Origin of the sequence: Lujinxingia sediminis (assembly GCF_004005565.1) — a bacterium.
GTDB lineage: Bacteria > Myxococcota_A > Bradymonadia > Bradymonadales > Bradymonadaceae > Lujinxingia > Lujinxingia sediminis.
Map to the genome: position 1 here is coordinate 140,775 of NZ_SADD01000011.1, position 15,408 is coordinate 156,182.

11 protein-coding genes are annotated in these 15,408 nt (G+C 63.4%); 2 read left to right on the top strand and 9 right to left on the bottom strand.

All coding sequences use genetic code 11. From position 1 onward, the window contains the following. Positions 1-24: 24 nt before the first annotated feature. From priA to EA187_RS15765, 9 genes are all read right to left on the bottom strand, one after another. Positions 25-2,499 (bottom strand): replication restart helicase PriA, encoded by a 2,475-nt coding sequence (gene priA / locus EA187_RS15725; RefSeq protein ID WP_127780875.1) that lies wholly within the window; start codon positions 2,497-2,499, stop codon positions 25-27. After that, positions 2,496-4,571 (bottom strand): ATP-dependent DNA helicase RecG, encoded by a 2,076-nt coding sequence (locus tag EA187_RS15730; RefSeq protein WP_127780876.1) that lies wholly within the window; start codon positions 4,569-4,571, stop codon positions 2,496-2,498. The genes priA and EA187_RS15730 overlap by 4 nt, the downstream gene beginning before the upstream one ends. A 17-nt stretch (positions 4,572-4,588) precedes the next feature. Further along, positions 4,589-5,665 carry a hypothetical protein gene (locus EA187_RS20465; protein ID WP_164856324.1) on the bottom strand — a complete coding sequence of 359 codons (1,077 nt, stop codon included), beginning with the start codon at positions 5,663-5,665 and terminating at the stop codon, positions 4,589-4,591. Positions 5,666-5,683: 18 nt separating this feature from the next. After that, positions 5,684-6,514, bottom strand: coding sequence for a tetratricopeptide repeat protein (locus EA187_RS15740; protein ID WP_127780877.1), 831 nt, complete (start codon positions 6,512-6,514; stop codon positions 5,684-5,686). 28 nt (positions 6,515-6,542) lie between these two features. Beyond that, positions 6,543-8,249, bottom strand: a complete 1,707-nt coding sequence (locus EA187_RS15745) for a serine/threonine-protein kinase (RefSeq protein WP_127780878.1) — start codon at positions 8,247-8,249, stop codon at positions 6,543-6,545. A 161-nt stretch (positions 8,250-8,410) separates the two neighbouring features. Continuing rightward, entirely contained in the window at positions 8,411-9,139 is a 729-nt protein-coding gene (gene tsaB, locus EA187_RS15750; RefSeq protein ID WP_127780879.1) for a tRNA (adenosine(37)-N6)-threonylcarbamoyltransferase complex dimerization subunit type 1 TsaB, read from the bottom strand. A gap of 9 nt (positions 9,140-9,148) precedes the next feature. Next, on the bottom strand, positions 9,149-10,867 hold the full coding sequence (gene rseP, locus EA187_RS15755) for an RIP metalloprotease RseP (RefSeq protein WP_127780880.1): 1,719 nt from the start codon (positions 10,865-10,867) through the stop codon (positions 9,149-9,151). 21 nt (positions 10,868-10,888) lie between these two features. Further along, the gene (locus EA187_RS15760; protein ID WP_127780881.1) at positions 10,889-11,737 is read right to left on the bottom strand and encodes a phosphatidate cytidylyltransferase; all 849 of its coding nucleotides are present in this window, start codon (positions 11,735-11,737) and stop codon (positions 10,889-10,891) included. Between the two features lie 312 nt (positions 11,738-12,049). After that, a complete protein-coding gene (locus tag EA187_RS15765) occupies positions 12,050-12,931 on the bottom strand; it encodes a J domain-containing protein (protein WP_127780882.1) in 882 nt (293 codons plus the stop codon). Between the two features lie 384 nt (positions 12,932-13,315). Here EA187_RS15765 and EA187_RS15770 point away from each other — a divergent pair, with 384 nt between their 5' ends. After that, entirely contained in the window at positions 13,316-13,837 is a 522-nt protein-coding gene (locus EA187_RS15770) for a hypothetical protein (protein ID WP_127780883.1), read from the top strand. Positions 13,838-14,363: 526 nt separating this feature from the next. Next, on the top strand, positions 14,364-15,272 hold the full coding sequence (gene galU, locus EA187_RS15775; RefSeq protein WP_115604484.1) for a UTP--glucose-1-phosphate uridylyltransferase GalU: 909 nt from the start codon (positions 14,364-14,366) through the stop codon (positions 15,270-15,272). Positions 15,273-15,408 lie beyond the last annotated feature (136 nt).

Genomic DNA, 15,408 nt, shown 5'->3' on the forward strand with positions numbered 1-15,408 from the left:
CGCGCGGCTCGGGGTGAGGAGGGGCTAGAGCATGTTGAGGGGATCGACGTCGACGATGATGCGGACGTTACGGTGGTGGGGCTGTCCGGCTTCGAAATGTCCGGCCAACTCGAGGGTGCGAATGGCGAAGCGTCGCAGGAGGGCGCGGTCGGGCGCTTTGAGGAGGAGCTGCCAGCGCGAGCGGTTGTTGATGCGGGCGATGGGGGCCATAGCCGGGCCGAGCATGGCGATGTGGTCGCCGAAGGACGCGTCGGAGCGAAGGAGGCGGCGCGCGGCGGTGGCGTAGTTGCGAGTGGCCTGGACGGTGGCGCCTTCGTTGGTGCCTTCGAATTTGAGGGCGATAAGGTGGCCGAAGGGGGGGTAACCCATGGCCTGGCGCTGGGCGAGTTCCCGGGTGGCGAAGGTGGAGAAGTCGTGATTCTGCGCGGTGAGGAGGCTGTAATGGTCGGGGGTGTAGGTCTGAATGATGACGCGTCCGGGGCTGTCGGCGCGTCCGGCGCGTCCGGCGACCTGGGTGAGGAGTTGGAAGGTGCGTTCGGCGGCGCGAAAGTCGGGGAAGTTGAGGCTCATGTCGGCCAGGACGACGCCGACGAGGGTAACGTCGGGGAAGTCGTGGCCTTTGGTGACCATTTGTGTGCCGACGAGGATGTCGATTTCACGGCGGCGGAAGCTGGAGAGAAGCTGTTGAAGGCGGGGGCCGGCGCCGGTGTCGCGATCAAGGCGGGCGACGCGGGCGCGGGGGTAGAGTTCGTGGAGGTGGTTTTCGAGTTGTTCGGTGCCGACGCCTTTGCGCTCGATGCCTGTGTGCTGGCATTGGGGGCAGGATTCGGGCATGCGCAGGGAGTAGTCGCAGTGGTGGCAGCGCAGGGCTTCCATGCGGCGGTGGTAGGTCAGGGAGACGTCGCAGTTGGGGCATTGGAAGATGTGACCGCAGGATTCGCAGAGGACGCAGGGGGAGAAGCCGCGGCGGTTGAGAAAGAGGATGGCCTGCTTCTGGTCGTGGAGGGTGTTGTCGAGCTCGGAGAGCAGGCGCGCGGAGAGGAGGTTGGAAGGGCCTGCGGTGGGGTTGTGGGGGCCACGTCGCATGTCGACGATATCGACGGGGGGCATGGCGCGGGCGGCGACGCGCTCGGGCATGGGGAGGTAGGTAAGGCGGCCGAGTTGTGCGTTGTGAAAGGATTCGAGGATGGGGGTGGCGCTGCCGAGGATGACCTGGGCGCCGGCGAGTTTTGCCCGGACCAGGGCCATGTCTCGGGCGTTGTAGCGGGTGCCTTCTTCTTGTTTGAAGCTGGAGTCGTGTTCTTCATCGACGACGATGACGCCGAGGTTGTTGATGGGTGCGAAGAGAGCGGATCTGGCGCCGATGACGATGTCGACTTCGTCGCGGCGGATCTGGCGCCACTGGTCGAACTTCTGGGCGGGGGTAAGCCCGGAGTGAAGGACTGCGATGCGTTCGCCAAAGTGGGAGCGGAAGACGCCAACAAACTGGGGGGTGAGGGCGATCTCGGGTAGGAGGACGAGTGCGCGCCGCCCGTCGGCGAGGGTGTCGCGGATGATGCGGACGTAGGTTTCGGTCTTGCCGCTGCCGGTGACGCCGTGGAGAACGAAGCCTTCAAAACGGCCGGCGTGGCGGGCGTCTGCGACAGCGTTGACGGCGTGGAGCTGGCGTTGGGTTAGGTCGAACTCGGGAGGGGCTTCGACGGGGGCGTTTTCGAAGGGGTCGCGGTAGACCTCTTCTTCCCAGGAAGTGATGAGGCCGCGGTCTTCGAGGGCACTGAGGCTGGAGTAAGGGCTGGAGATGTGCTCTCGGATCTCGGGGAGTGAGAGGGAGGGCATGCCGTCGAGAAGTTTGAGGATTTTGAGTTGGTTGGTGCCGAGGCGTCCGGTCAGAGTGCCTTTAGGACGGGGGAGGAGCTTGAAGTAACGCTCGGTTTTGGGTTTGAGAGAAGCGCTCTCCTGGTAGGTAACTTCGACCAGGCCGCGGCGCTCAAGCTCGGAGAGTCGGTGGTAGGTGAGGTCTGGGAACGCTTCGCGCAGAGCAGCGACGGGGGAAGGGTCATCGGAGCTCAGGGAGGCGAGGGCCTCTGCGAGGTCGAGGGGCAGCGGTGTGTCTGCAGAAGGGAGCTGGTGGTCGGGGAGGCGGCGGTAGTGTTTGATGCCCTCGACACGCACAGCGGAGGGTATGGCCAGGCGGACGACCTCGCCTATCGGAGAGAGGTAGTAGTCGGCGACGAAAGAGAGGAATTTGAGGTCGTTGGTCGAGAGGAGGGGCTCGGCGTCGACGAGGTCGTAGAGGTCGCGGATTTTAGGGGCGAGGGTGGGATCATCGAGTTCCCGGGAGAGCGCTGTGATGAGCCCCGTCTTGGAGCGGTTGCGGAAGGGGACCTGGACGAGCTGGCCCAGGGCGATGTCGTCGCGCAGGTGGTCGGGGACGCGGTAGGAGAGCGCGGTGAAGAGGGGGACGTCGAGGGCGACCTGGGCGTAGAGGGGAGAGTTCATCGGGAAGCGTCTCCCAGGAGGATACGGCGTGCGTCGTGGCGGGCGGTCTGGAGCCAGTGGGCGTCGCGGAGGACGTCACCGAAGCGGAACTCGGGGAGGCCGGCTTGTTTGACGCCGAGGAAGAGGCCGGGACCGCGGATGGCGAGGTCGGTTTCGGCCAGTTTAAATCCGTCGTCGGTGGTGGTGAAGGCCTGCAGGCGGAGCTCGGCGTCTTCGGTGAGGGTGAAGCCTGTGATGAGGATGCACATGGAGTCGACGGAGCCGCGGCCGACACGACCGCGGAGCTGATGAAGTTGGCTGAGACCGAAGACTTCGGGGTTTTCGATGACCATGATGGTGGCGTTGGGGACGTCGACGCCGACTTCGACGACGGTGGTGGCACAGAGGACGTCGATGTCGCCGTTGGAGAAGCGTTGCATGACGGCGTCTTTGGCGGTGCCGTCCATGCGGCCGTGGAGGATGCCCAGGCGCAGACCTTTGAGGGGGCCGTTGGCGAGGCGTTCGGCTTCTTCTGTGACGGAGCGGCGGTTGGAGACGGCGTCGCTGGCTTCGACCAGGGGGTAGACGAAGTAGGCCTGTTCACCGGTCTCGAGGATGCGTTTTTTTACGTAGTCGTAGATTTTGGGAGCGCGGGTGCGGTCGCGGAGCTCGGTGCGAACGGGTTTACGACCGGGGGGCTTTTCGCGGATGAGGGTGAGGTCGAGGTCGCCGAAGACGGCGTGGGCTAAGGAGCGGGGGATGGGGGTTGCGGTCATGGCCAGGAGGTGGGGATCCTGGCCTTTGGCGAGGAGGGCGTCGCGTTGGTCGACGCCGAATTTGTGCTGTTCGTCGATGATGACGAGCGCGAGGTTTTTGAAGGCGACGTCATCCTGGACGAGGGCATGGGTGCCGACGATGAGGCCGATGTCGCCGTTTGCGAGGGCCTGGAGGGTGTCACGGCGTTCGGCTGTGCCCTGCGCGCCAACAAGGAGGGCGTGGGGGATGTTGAGGGCGGTGAAGAGGGCGTGTGCGTTGCGGCTGTGTTGGCGGGCGAGGATCTCGGTGGGGGCGAGGATCGCGACCTGGTGGCCGTTGGCAATGGCGATAGCAGCGGCGAGGAGTGCGACGACGGTCTTGCCGCTGCCGACGTCACCCTGGAGGAGTCGGCGCATGGGGATGCGGGTGGCGAGGTCGTCGGCGATGGTGGCGATAGCGGACTTCTGATCGCCAGTGAGATCGAAGGGGATCTTTTTGAGGAGCTCGCGGCCGAGTTCGCGTTCGGTGAGGCGCGAGGCGTTGGCGGCGCGACGCTGGGCGACGTAGCGGCGCGTGAGTGCAAGTTGGAGGTCGAAGAACTCTTGATAGATCAGGCGGTTACGGGCGGTAGAGAGATCTTCGCGGAAACGGTCCAGATCGTCGTAGGGGGTGAGGACGTGGATCGTTTTGAGTGCTTCGGCCAGGGTGGGGAGCTCGTGCTGGCGGAGGAGGTTGAGAGGGACGCTTTCTTCGAGGTCGGCGTGCAGCAGAGAAAAGCTCTCGGTGATGGCGGGATGGATCAGCGAGTCGCGCACCTCTTCCATGGAGCTGTAGATGGGGACGACTTCGGTTTGAGGGGGGCGCGCTTCCCGGGATTTGAGAATGTCGAAGGCCGGATGGACCATTTGTGCGGGGGCACGGTCGTGGTCGAGCTTGCCTTCGACGCGCATCCAGTCGCCGGGTTGGAACTTTTTGACGAAGCCGGGGAAGGCGAGGTTAAACCAGATGAGTTTGAACTCGGCGTCGTCGACCTGGAGGCGGACTTCGAGGGGGGCGCGGCTGTGGCGAGCGGGGGGTAGGACGTGGGTGATCTGGCCGATGACTTCGACGAAGGAGGCGCGGCGTTCGACGAGCTCATGACCGGGCCAGAAGCGATAGGTGGGGCGGTATTTGCGCGGCATGTGCAGCAGGAGATGCAGCTGGTCCAGGATGCCGCGCTCGCGCATGCGGGCTGCAGTTTTAGGGCCGATGCCGCGCAGGCGCTCCAGCCCCAGGGGGTGGGGCTGGAGGAGGCGCAGGGTGAGGCGGCCCGGGATGTTGGGGGAGGCGTCGGCCATGAGAGAGGGGGGAGCGCTCAGGATGCCTGGCAGAAGCGCAGGTGTGCGAAGGGGGCGGGAGCCGGTTCGCAGGCGCGGCCGTCACAGTCGGCGAGGGTGTCGCAGGGTTTGAGGCAGCGCTGGTTGTCGTTGGTGTCGCGCATGCAGCGGAGGTCGGTGGGGCAGCCGTTGGTGTGGAGGTTGCTAACGGAGCAGGGGGAGAACTCGGCTTTCTGGGAGAAGCCGCCGTTCTGGAGGCAACGTGCCGAGGGCTGGCAGCTTAAGTCGGGGAAGTCTTTGTTGGGGGCGCAGGCCTGACCTGCAGGGCAGGCGCCAGCGGTGAGGAGGTCGCAGGATTTGGTGCAGAAACCCACGCCGTTGTAGTCGGCTTCGGAGTCGTCGAGGGTGCAGAACTCGTCTTCAGCGCAGCCAGCGCCTGTAGTGAGTTCGCACATTTTGGCGCAGGCGGCGAGTCGGGTGTCTGGCGGGTCAAAGCTGTGGCAGTGGAGGCCGGGGCCGCAGACAGTGCCGGTGCCAGGCTCGCAGCTATCGCCGAGTTGGCCGTCTCCGAGGTTGTTGAGGGCCTGGCAAGAGGGGCGGAATTCGAGGGTCGGGGCCGGGATAAAGCGGAGTTCGCAGGCGTCGCTGCCCGCGCAGCCGGTCTGGTTGACCGGATCGCAGTTGCCGGTGAGGGGGGCGACGTCACCGGGGCAGGTGACGGGCTGGCAATTGCTGGCGATGCAAGCCTCTGTGATGTCACAGGCGTTGTTGCACGTACCGCAGTTGTCGGGATCGATGTTGGTGTCTACGCAGCGCTCGCCGCAGCTGAGGAGGCCAGCTTCTGAGCAGGTGCCTGTGTCGGTATCTGCGTCGGTATCGCCGGCGCCGTCGGCGTCGTCGGTGTCGTTGTCTTCAACATCCGGGATGTCGGCGTCGCCTGTGTCGGCGTCGTCGGTGTCGTTGTCTTCGACGTCGGGCTCACCGGTGTCGAGGCCGTCGGTGTCGGCCTGAACCGGTGCAGTAACGGAGTCGAGGTCGAAGTGGAGGTTGCAGCCGGCAAGGGTCAGGGAGACGACGAGGAGCGCGGCGATGAGTGAGCGCGAAAAGGAGATCATGGTGGAGGTCACGATGAATTAGAAGGTGGTAGAGAAGCGAACCAGGCCGGAGGATCCGTCGGGAGCGAAGGCGACGTCGATGTTGGAGTCAGCGGCGGAGGTTACGCCGAAGATCCACATACCGAGGCCGAGGGCTGCAGCACCGGCGCCGGAGTAGAGGAGGATTTTACCGGTGTTGGCGCGGCTCTCGATGTCGGCGCGAAGCTCGTTGTAGTCGCTGAGGCGGCCCTGATCGGAAGCCTGCTGGTACGCTTCGATGTCGCTGGCCAGGCTGCGGTCGACGAGGAGGGCGCCGGTGAGGAGTCCGGCACCGACTACAGTGGTGCCCACGCCAGCCCAGCCTACAAGGCCCATGCCTTCAGGTTGCCTGTCGAGATCGAGCGGGGGCGCGATGGAGAGGCCCGGCTGAGAGGATTGGGCGGAGGTCCGCTCCGCGGATTTTTCAGCGGCGGTGATGGCGGCGATGCGTGGGGCGAGCTCTTCGGCGTTGACGACGACGAAGAGGGCGTTGGCGCGGGCATCGACACGGACTTTTGCCTGTTCGGGCAGGCCTTCCATGCGCTGCGTCGCGAGGGTGGTCTCGTAGGCCTCGCGATGGTTGCCCAGGCGCGAGTGTGCCAGGGACATGTTGTAGAGGATCATGGGGTCGGGGCGTTGATCGAAGGCGCGACGAAAGGAGAGGATCGCGCGAGCGTAGTTGCCCTCGATAAAGAAGCTAGCGCCCTCGTCGAAGTATTGCTGGGCGAGTTCGTCGGCGGTGGGCTCATCCTGGGCGAAGGCCGAGGTGGCGAGCATGGAGAAGGCCAGGAGCGTGCAGAGCGCGGCGATGGGGTGGCGTGGCGAAGACATGTTGCGATCCATCGTAGGCAGATGTTGATCAGAAGAGGGTGTCGAGAGCCGGGAAGCTGGGCTCGGGTTCGGCTTTCTTTTTGGCGTCGGTGGTCGGGCGTCTTTCGGATTCGGTCTGAGTCTCAGGAGCGGTCCGAGGTTCAGATTCGGGTGCCTGCTGCGTCCTGGTGGTTTCGGGTTCGGTGCGGCGTGGAGACGTAGACCGGGGGCGTTCGATGCGTCGGGGGCGGTGTTTCGCTTCGGGCTCGGGTGCGGGCGCTGGGTCGGGCAGAGTGAGCGAGACGGTCTCTGAGGGGGCGTCGACCAGGAGCGAGGTTTCGCGGCCGTCATTATGGCGAGCTATGAGGGTGAGGGGGTATTGAAGGTCGTCGGAGGGGAGCGTTAAGGGGGATGTTCCGACGGGCTCGTCGTTGATGAAGAGTTCAAGGCCTGAGGGCTCGGTTTCGACGATCAGGGGGGCGATGGCTTCATGTTCGGCGGTAGGAGCGAGCTCTTCGGGGGCCTCGACGGGCTCCGAGGTAGGTGAAGGCCGGGGGACGGGCGTGGGGGATGCTGCGAGCTCGACGTGCGGGTCGGGCGTGGGTGTGGGGGATTGTTGGCGCATCATCCAGAAGAGACCTGCGCCGATGAGGAGAAGCACCAGGATAATGGCGATAACGGGCGCAGCGATGCCACTTTTTCGAGGGGCATCGCGTTCGCCGGAGAGTTCGCCTGCATGGGGGGGGGCCGCCGGGAGCTCTGGGGGCGGAGGGGTGATGTGGGCCTCGGGAGGCGGGCTTCGGAGATCGGCAGTGATGGCGGCAGGGGCAGGCATTGGCGCGGGTGTCTGTTCGCCCACCAGGGGAGTCTCGGAGTCCCAGTTTTCCAGGAGTGCGGCGACGTCGCCGGCGGTCTTAAAGCGGGTTTCGAGGTTCTTGGCCAGCATGCAATTGATGATGGAGCGGAGTCCGGCGGGGACGTCGAGCTCGGCAGGGACTTTGAAGACCTCGGGGCTGAGCTGTTTGCTGATGATGGTCATGGTGGTGGGACCCGCGGCGGCTTTGCTGCCGGTCAAAAGCTCGAAGGCCACCAGGCCCATGCTGTAGATGTCGCTTGCCGGGCCGATGCCTTCGCCGGTGAGCTGCTCGGGGGCCATGTAGCTGGGTGTGCCGACGATCATGCCGGCCTGGGTGAGATCGCTGGAGGTGAGGTCGGTCTCATCGGCAAGTGGTTTGGCGATACCGAAGTCGAGGACTTTGACGCGGTCGGTCTTGCCGAGGTGTTCGTAGACGAGGATGTTGGCGGGTTTGATGTCGCGGTGGAGGACGCCGTACTGGTGGGCCTCGGCGAGGCTTTCGAGCGCCTGGGTGAGGATGGCGGCGACGCGTTTGGCGGAGAGTGGGCCGGACTCTTTGAGGACGACATCGAGACTTTTTCCGGAGACGAACTCGAAAGCCATGTAGGACATGCCGTTGTCGGCCTGCCCATACTCGTACATTGTGATGGTATGGGGATCGCGCAGTTGAGCGACGAGCTGGGCCTCACGGCGAAAGCGTTTGATCCAGACATCTTCGGCGGCATCGGCGTCGCCAGAACGCGGGGGGGAGAAGGGTTTGAGCACCTTCAAGGCGACGGGGCGACCGAGGTCGAGCTGGGTGGCGCGGTAGACGTGAGCGAAACCACCTACTCCGAGGACGGACTCGATACGGTACTTGCCTTCGAAGATGTCGCCGGGTTGTGGCGGGTTCCAGTCCATGTGACGAGTTCCAAACAGCGGGGCGCCAGCAAAGACGCGACGATCAATGATGTGGGCATATAGAAAACAGTTATCAACCTAACAGGAGGTTGAGGGAGGGGGCAATTTAAGTCTGGCCGGTGAGGCAGGGGTTCGCCGAGGGGAAGGGCGAAGTACGTGCCTCAGGGTTTTGAGGGGAGGCGTGCGTCGGAGGGGCGGATGTAGTTGGGTTCAAGGGTGACCAGGTCGTCGGGGCCGTGGGCCGCGAGGTGTTCGCTGGCGAGACGGGCGACGCCGAGTGCTGAGGGGGTATTGAGAAAGGTTGGGGGGATGTGAAAGGTGGAGAGGTCGCCGAGGTTGCGGAGTGCCGGGTAGGGGGCGATGCCGTCTCCCAGGATCGTGATGGGTGTGGGGAGGTTCAGGGCGCTGAGTTGAGCGGCGAGCTCGTGGGGGGCGTAGGTGTTTTCGGGCAAGAGAGTTGCGAGGGCGTTGTTGCGGGCGATGAAGAGCGCTGCGTAAACCTCGTTTCGTCGTGCGTCGAAGGCGACACAGACGGGGCGCTCAGGGGAGCTGAGGGCGAGGGGGAGCGCAGCGGCGGCGAGGCTGGAGACACCGACGATGGGTTTGTTGTGTGCGCGAGCCAGGGCTTTTGCGCTGGCGAGGGCGACGCGCAGACCTGTGAAACTTCCCGGGCCGAGGCCGACGGCGAAGAGGTCGACCTGGTTGAGGGAGAGTGCCTGGGCTTCGAAGAGGGCTTCGATATTGGCGAGCAGGGCACTGCCGTGGTTGTAGCGTACGCGCTGGGTACGGTTCTCCAGGAGTTGATCGCCGTCGAGGAGGGCAAGGGCCTGAATGCGGGTAGCGGCGTCGATGGCGAGGACGCGTGTCGAAGAAAGTAAAGGGGAAGTCATGGATGCAGCTCAGCGGGATTCGAAGTATTCGACGGCGCGGTGCCAGTTGCGTTCGATGTCGTTCTTGAAGGCCAGGATCATGAGCATGAGGATCATGGTGAAGCCGATGTAAGCGGCGATCTGGCGTGTACGGAAGCTCAAGGGGCCGCGTTTGATAGCCTCAAGTGCGAAGAGCAGGAGTTGACCGCCGTCGAGGACGGGAATGGGGAGGAGGTTGAGGATGGCGAGGTTGATGCTGATGAGGGCCATCATTTCGAGGAAAGGTTCCCATCCTGCGCGCCCGGCTTCTGCGGCGAGTTCGCCGATCATGATGGGCCCGCCGATGGACTTGGTGGAGACGCGGCCTTCTGCGAGGCGGACGAGTCCCAGGGTCATCATGCGGGTGAACTTCCAGGTTTGTGAGAAGGCTTCGGAGGTGCTGTAGACGACGCGGCTGAAGAAGGGGTGTGGGATGTTTTCGGGCTCAACGGAGTTACGGAAGGAGTCCCAGCCGTTGAAGATGCGGTAGCGGACCTGTTCGGTCTGGTCCTGATAGGAGTCGACGTCGGTGGTGAGGGTTGTTTTGAGCTGTTCACCGTCGCGCAGGAAGGCGACCTGGAAGTTTGTGTCGAGGGGGGGCGGATCGTCTCCGGCGTTGTCGCGGTCGACGATGCGCTGGTTGATGGTGTTGTGGATGTGGCTGACCATGAGCGACCAGCTGGAGAACTTGCGGTCGTCGACGGCGAGGATGCGGTCGCCGGGTTTGAGTCCGGCGCGTGCGACGGGACTGTCGGGGTCGACCTGAGCGATGACCATCTCGGAAGGGGTCACGCCGATGTCGTAGGATCCGTCGATGTGTTCGGGTGTAACGGTGACGTTGATAAGGCGTTGCTTGTAGAAGGTGCCGTAATCGACGTGGAGGGGGAAAGGGCGCAGGGCCTGGATCTCAACGGGCTTACCGGCGCTCTCCTGGATGCGTGCTTCGAGTTCGTGGAAGCGTTGTACGGGGTGGCCGTCGACGGCGATAATGTGATCGAAGTAGGCCAGTCCAGCGCGTGCGGCAGGGCCGTCGTGTTCGGTGAGGGCGATGGTCGAGCCAGCGGTGCCCAGGTGCATTCCGATGAGGCCATAGGTGCGCTGGTCGAGGCCGAGGTAGTCGGTGGCCTGGAAGCGTGCCGGAGTGACGGTGACGGTATGGCGTTGACCGTTGCGCTCGTAGACGATTTCGAGGGGCTGGTCGTACGCAGGTCGGGTGTAGCGGGCGACATCGTGGAAGAAGCGGACGGGTTTGCCCTCGATCTCGACGATGACGTCGCCGGCCTGCATTCCTGCCTGGGCAGCGGGAGCTTCGGGGTAGGCCTGTCCGACGACGGCCGGGGGGGCGGTGGTCTGCATCATGCCGAAGATGAAGTAGATGAAGATCGGCAGGATGAAGTTTGCCAGGGGGCCGGCGAGGATGATGAGCGAACGTTGCCAGATGGGCTTGGCCATCAGGGCGCGGCTGCGGTCTTCTTCCGGGAGTTCCTCAACGGATTCGAGGTCTCCGCCGAGCATCTGGACGTAACCGCCCAGAGGTAGGGCGCAGAGGGCGTATTCGGTTTCACCACGCTGGTAGGTCGCGATGGTGGGACCGAAGCCCAGGGCAAAGCGCAGGACTTTGACGTCGAAGAGTCGGGCTACGAGGAAGTGTCCCAACTCGTGCACGAAGACGAGGACGCCGATGAGGATGATGAAGTAGAGGAAGCTCATGGGTGCCTGAGAGCAGGGAGTTCAGAAGCCCCCGGAGGTGAACTTCATGAAGTAGTAGACCCAGGGGGAGGCAAAGAACAACGCGTCGATGCGGTCGAGGATTCCGCCGTGGCCGTAGATGATGGTTCCGCTGTCCTTGACGTCGTGGGCGCGCTTCACGAGGGATTCGGCGAGGTCGCCGGTTTGCCCGAGGATGTTAGCCGGAATGGCGAGCGCGAGGATTTGGAAGAAGGATAAGGTGTTCCAGGCGTCGGGAGCCAGGGCGTTGTAGAGGGCCTGGAAGGCGAGGGCGAAGATCACGCTGGCGAGGATGCCACCGAGGGCGCCTTCGACGGATTTATTGGGGCTGACCGAGGGGTAGAGCTTGTGTTTTCCGAAGGCTCGGCCGCTGAAGTAAGCGCCGGTATCGGAGGCCCAGACGATGGCCAGGGTCATGAGGATCCACATGGGGCCAGCGTCGCCGCCGTCGCGTCCCAGGAGGGCGATGAAGGTGATGAGGACACCGCCGTAGAGGATGGCCGTGAGAGCGGAGCCGATCTGGTGTGTGACGCGGGCTTGCTCTTTGAAGGCAAAGAGGAAGTAGAGGAAGATCGTCAGAGTGGTGGCGGCCAGTGCCGGGATGAAGAAGGGTTCGGCAAAGTAGAGGACGTTCATCAGGCCGACGCCGAGGAGCATGGCGATGATGCGTCCGCCGGGATGTTCGGCGCTGAACGTGATGCCGCAGAACTCCCAGATGGAGATCGCACCGACCAGGGCGATGAAGGCGAAGAAGAGCCATGCCGGGGCGTAGACGATCAGGGAGATGAGCAGGGGTAGCGCCACGATCGCGGTGATGAGGCGGGGGATGAGGTCGGACTTTTTCTTGGACATCGTCAGGGGGTGGGGTGCGGGCCAGTTCAAGTCGGCAGACGTGCGGACGTGGTGGAGTTCGACGCGAGGATGTGTGTCGCCAAGGTTGAGACGTTGGTGCGGTGAGGGGTATGGCGAGCGATCGTGGGGCGTCGTTTGCCGAGAGGCGTCAAGAGCTTGGATGCGCCGTGAGCTATCGTTGGTGTTGTGTTTGCGGTGTTGAAAGCCATTTAAGCCATATTGCAAGGCATCGACAATGCTGAGGCATCGCCCGGCATGATGTGCCTCGCCGCTATCACTTTTAGCGTCGCATTGGTCTACATCAACATGTGCTCAAGGCGTAGTGAGGGAGGCGATCTTTTGTTCGATGGCCTTGTTATCTGGCTCCATGCTCAGGGCGAATTGAAGGTTTTGGAGAGCCGCGTCGGGGTTGCCGATGGCGAGGTCGCGTTGTGCGAGCTTGAGGAAGCGTTTTGCCTGGGGGTTGTTCGAGAGTTCGTCGAGCGAGCGAGGGCCGCGTTCGGAGGGGTTTGATGTTTCGGAGTCGAGGCGGAGTTCGCCGCGCGCGAGAGCCTGCTCGTAGAGGGAGCGGAGGCGTCGATCGGAGATGACGGCATACGCTTCGGTAAGGAGTTTGTAAAAGGCGTTCACGTGATCGTAGAGGGCCTGTCCCCAGCGTTCTGATTTGTACTGGTCGTAGCGGTCGGGGTGAAAGCGAAGGCTGAGGGCGTCGAAGGCTTTGACGATTTTGTGGTGGGGCGCGCCGTTGTTGAGTCCCATGAGTTGGAAGTAGCTCTGGGAGGGGGCGCGCTGCAGGCGCAGTTTGGTTTCGTTGTAGAAGGCGCGCCACTGCTCAAGGTCAGCCTGTGAGTGGTGTCTGGGGAGCAGGGCGTTGAGTGCGTTTCGGAAAACGGGGCCCGGCACCGGGTAGCGAAGAGAGCGTGAGACGGGGGCGTTTGCGGGGGCCTGGTCCTGGTAGAGCAGGAGGATGGGGAGTTCGGGGAGGTGCGAACGAAGCTCGGAGAGCAGTTGGGCCGTTGCCTGGTCAGCCAGGTGCGCGTGTACGATGGCTGCGGCTACGGGACGCCCCACGAGTTTAGGCGCGATGCCGGTGCCCTTGCGGGTTGCGACGGGTTTGAATCGGCCGGCGGGCAGGTCGGCCAGGATTCGCTTGAGGAGATCGACATCGCCGCAGGCCACGAGGAGTTCGTTCATGGTGCACTCAAGCAGGGGAGAGGTAAGAGGGGTCGCGGGGAGAGTCCGGGGGAAGACGCTGTAGATGCAGTGCAGAGAGTGAGTACAAGATTTTGGGGGAAACGGAAAGGAGTGCGGGTGGGGAAGCTCGGATGGATACGTCTGGCTGCATGCTGAGAGCCACCGTGGATGTCACGTCTGCTGCGTTGAGAGGGCCTGGGTCAGCGTTGGCAAGCATCGACGATGCCTGAAGTATCTCCTTTCGTTTTGCGCCTTGCGCGGGGCGCTTCCGGCTTCGCTGCCATCGCCAGCAACATCTGCTCACGGCATTGTAAGGTGTCGGGCGAGGTTTGGCAGGCGAGGGGGATCTCGTGAAAGGCTCGGCCAGGGGGGGGGAATGGGATCGTGGGAGCGACAAACTCGGTGGCGGGGGATGTGGACCGGGTCAGGGGCGCGAAAGTCTCGGTTGCCGGGGTTGTGAACAGAGTGAGCACCTCGAAAGTCTCGGTTGCCGAGGTTGTGAACAGAGTGAGCACCTCGAAAGCCTCGGTTGCCGAGGTTGTGAACAGAGTGAGCACCTCGAAAGTCTCGGTTGCCGAGATTGTGAACAGAGTGAGCGCCTCGAAAGTCTCGGTTGCCGAGATTGTGAACAGAGTGAGCACCTCGAAAGTCTCGGTTGCCGAGATTGTGAACAGAGTGAGCGCCTTGAAAGTCTCGGTCGCCGAGGTTGTGAACAGAGTGAGCACCTCGAAAGTCTCGGTTGCCGAGGTTGCGGATAGGCCAGGGGCCGCGAACGTCTCGGTCTTCGGGAGTGTGACGAGGTATTCGCAAACGAAAGCGTTGGTTGTTGAGGGGGGGAAGGTGAAGGGGGGCGCGAAAGTCTCGCTTTCCGAGGCTCGGCTCTGGGCGACGGCCCTCAGGCCATGAGAGGCTGATGTTGTGGCGGGGTTGCATTGGAACGCTGTGAGCAGAGGTTGATGGCGCGTCTGATGCGTTGGAGAGCCTCCATCGACATCCCTATCAGGTCAGGGCGTCATGCGGAGAGGTCAGGGATCTGGTGGGGATGGCGGGTTTGATCGGTTCGCGGTTCGGTGGGCCCGATATGTCGGGTTGCGGGTGTCGTGGACGGCAAAGGGGGAGGATGATGAAGGTGAGGACGTTGCAGGTGCCGGGAACCGAACGACGTGAGGAGGTCGGGTGCCGGGTGTTGGGCGAAGATGAGAGTAGGCGCTGGCCGGGGGGATGTTGCTGTCGAAAGGGATTGCTTGATGTGGCGCGGAAAAAGGTGAAGCAGTGCAGAGGAAGGTGCGAGTTATGTGCGACGACGTCGGGGTGAAGTTGACACCTGCGGGCGCTGCGCGATAATCGCGGGCTGCTCGAACGTGGCGATGCGCGGGGAGTTTGTGGAGCGTTCGCCGATGATGACATGACCCAAGACTTGAGGCGAAACGAGATGGTTCCGAACCCCGAAAAGAAGACGGTTCGCAAGGCAGTGATTCCGGTAGCGGGTTTTGGGACGCGGCTATTGCCGGTGACCAAGTCGGTACCGAAGGAGTTGTTGCCGGTGGTCGATGTGCCGGCGATTCAGGTGGTGGTTGAGGAGTGTGTGCAGGCGGGGATCGAGGAGGTTATTCTCATCACGGGGCGGGGCAAAGGAGGGGTTGAAGATCACTTCGACTACAACTTTGAGTTGGAGAATATCCTGGAGGTGAGGGGAAAGGTTGAAGAGTTGGAGCGTGTGCGCTCGATCAGCCAGATGATTCGTACAGTGGCGATTCGCCAGAAGAAGCCGCTGGGGCTGGGGCATGCGATCTTGTGCGCGCGGGAGGTTGTGGGGGACGAACCTTTTGTGGTGGTGCTTCCCGACGATTTGATCGGCTCGAGTCCGTCGGTGACGCGGCAGTTGATCGAGGTGTATGAGCGCTACGGGCAGGCGGTGGTGAGTGTGATGCCGGTGGGGCGAGAGGAGGTTTCGCGTTACGGGATCATCACCGGGGAGAACTGGGCGCCGGGGTTGCACCGCGTGAGAGGCATCGTAGAGAAGCCGGAGATGGATGTGGCGCCTTCGAACCTTGCGGTGATCGGGCGCTATCTACTGCCGCCGGTGATATTTGATATGCTGGCGGAGGTGGAGCCGGACAGCTCCGGGGAGATTCAGCTCACGGATGCTCTGAGTCGATTGAGTCGGGAGCGTGCGTTGGTGGGGTACGAGTTTAAGGGGCGCCGTCATGATATCGGGGATAAGCTGGGCTTCTTGACGGCGAACATCTCGTATGGTCTTCGGCATCCAGAGTTGGGACCGAAGTTGTTGGAGTATCTGCGTCGGAAGGTACGCGAGGCCGATGAGGCCGATGGGAAGTAAGGGCGCGTTCCGGGTTGCGATGTGGGCGGTGGTGGCGGTTGTGTTTGCTTCGGAGCAGACGCAGGCGTCACCGCCGCCTTTTTTGTTCGGGGTAGAGGCTTCGGAGCCGCGGTCTGTGACGCGGGGAGCGAAGACC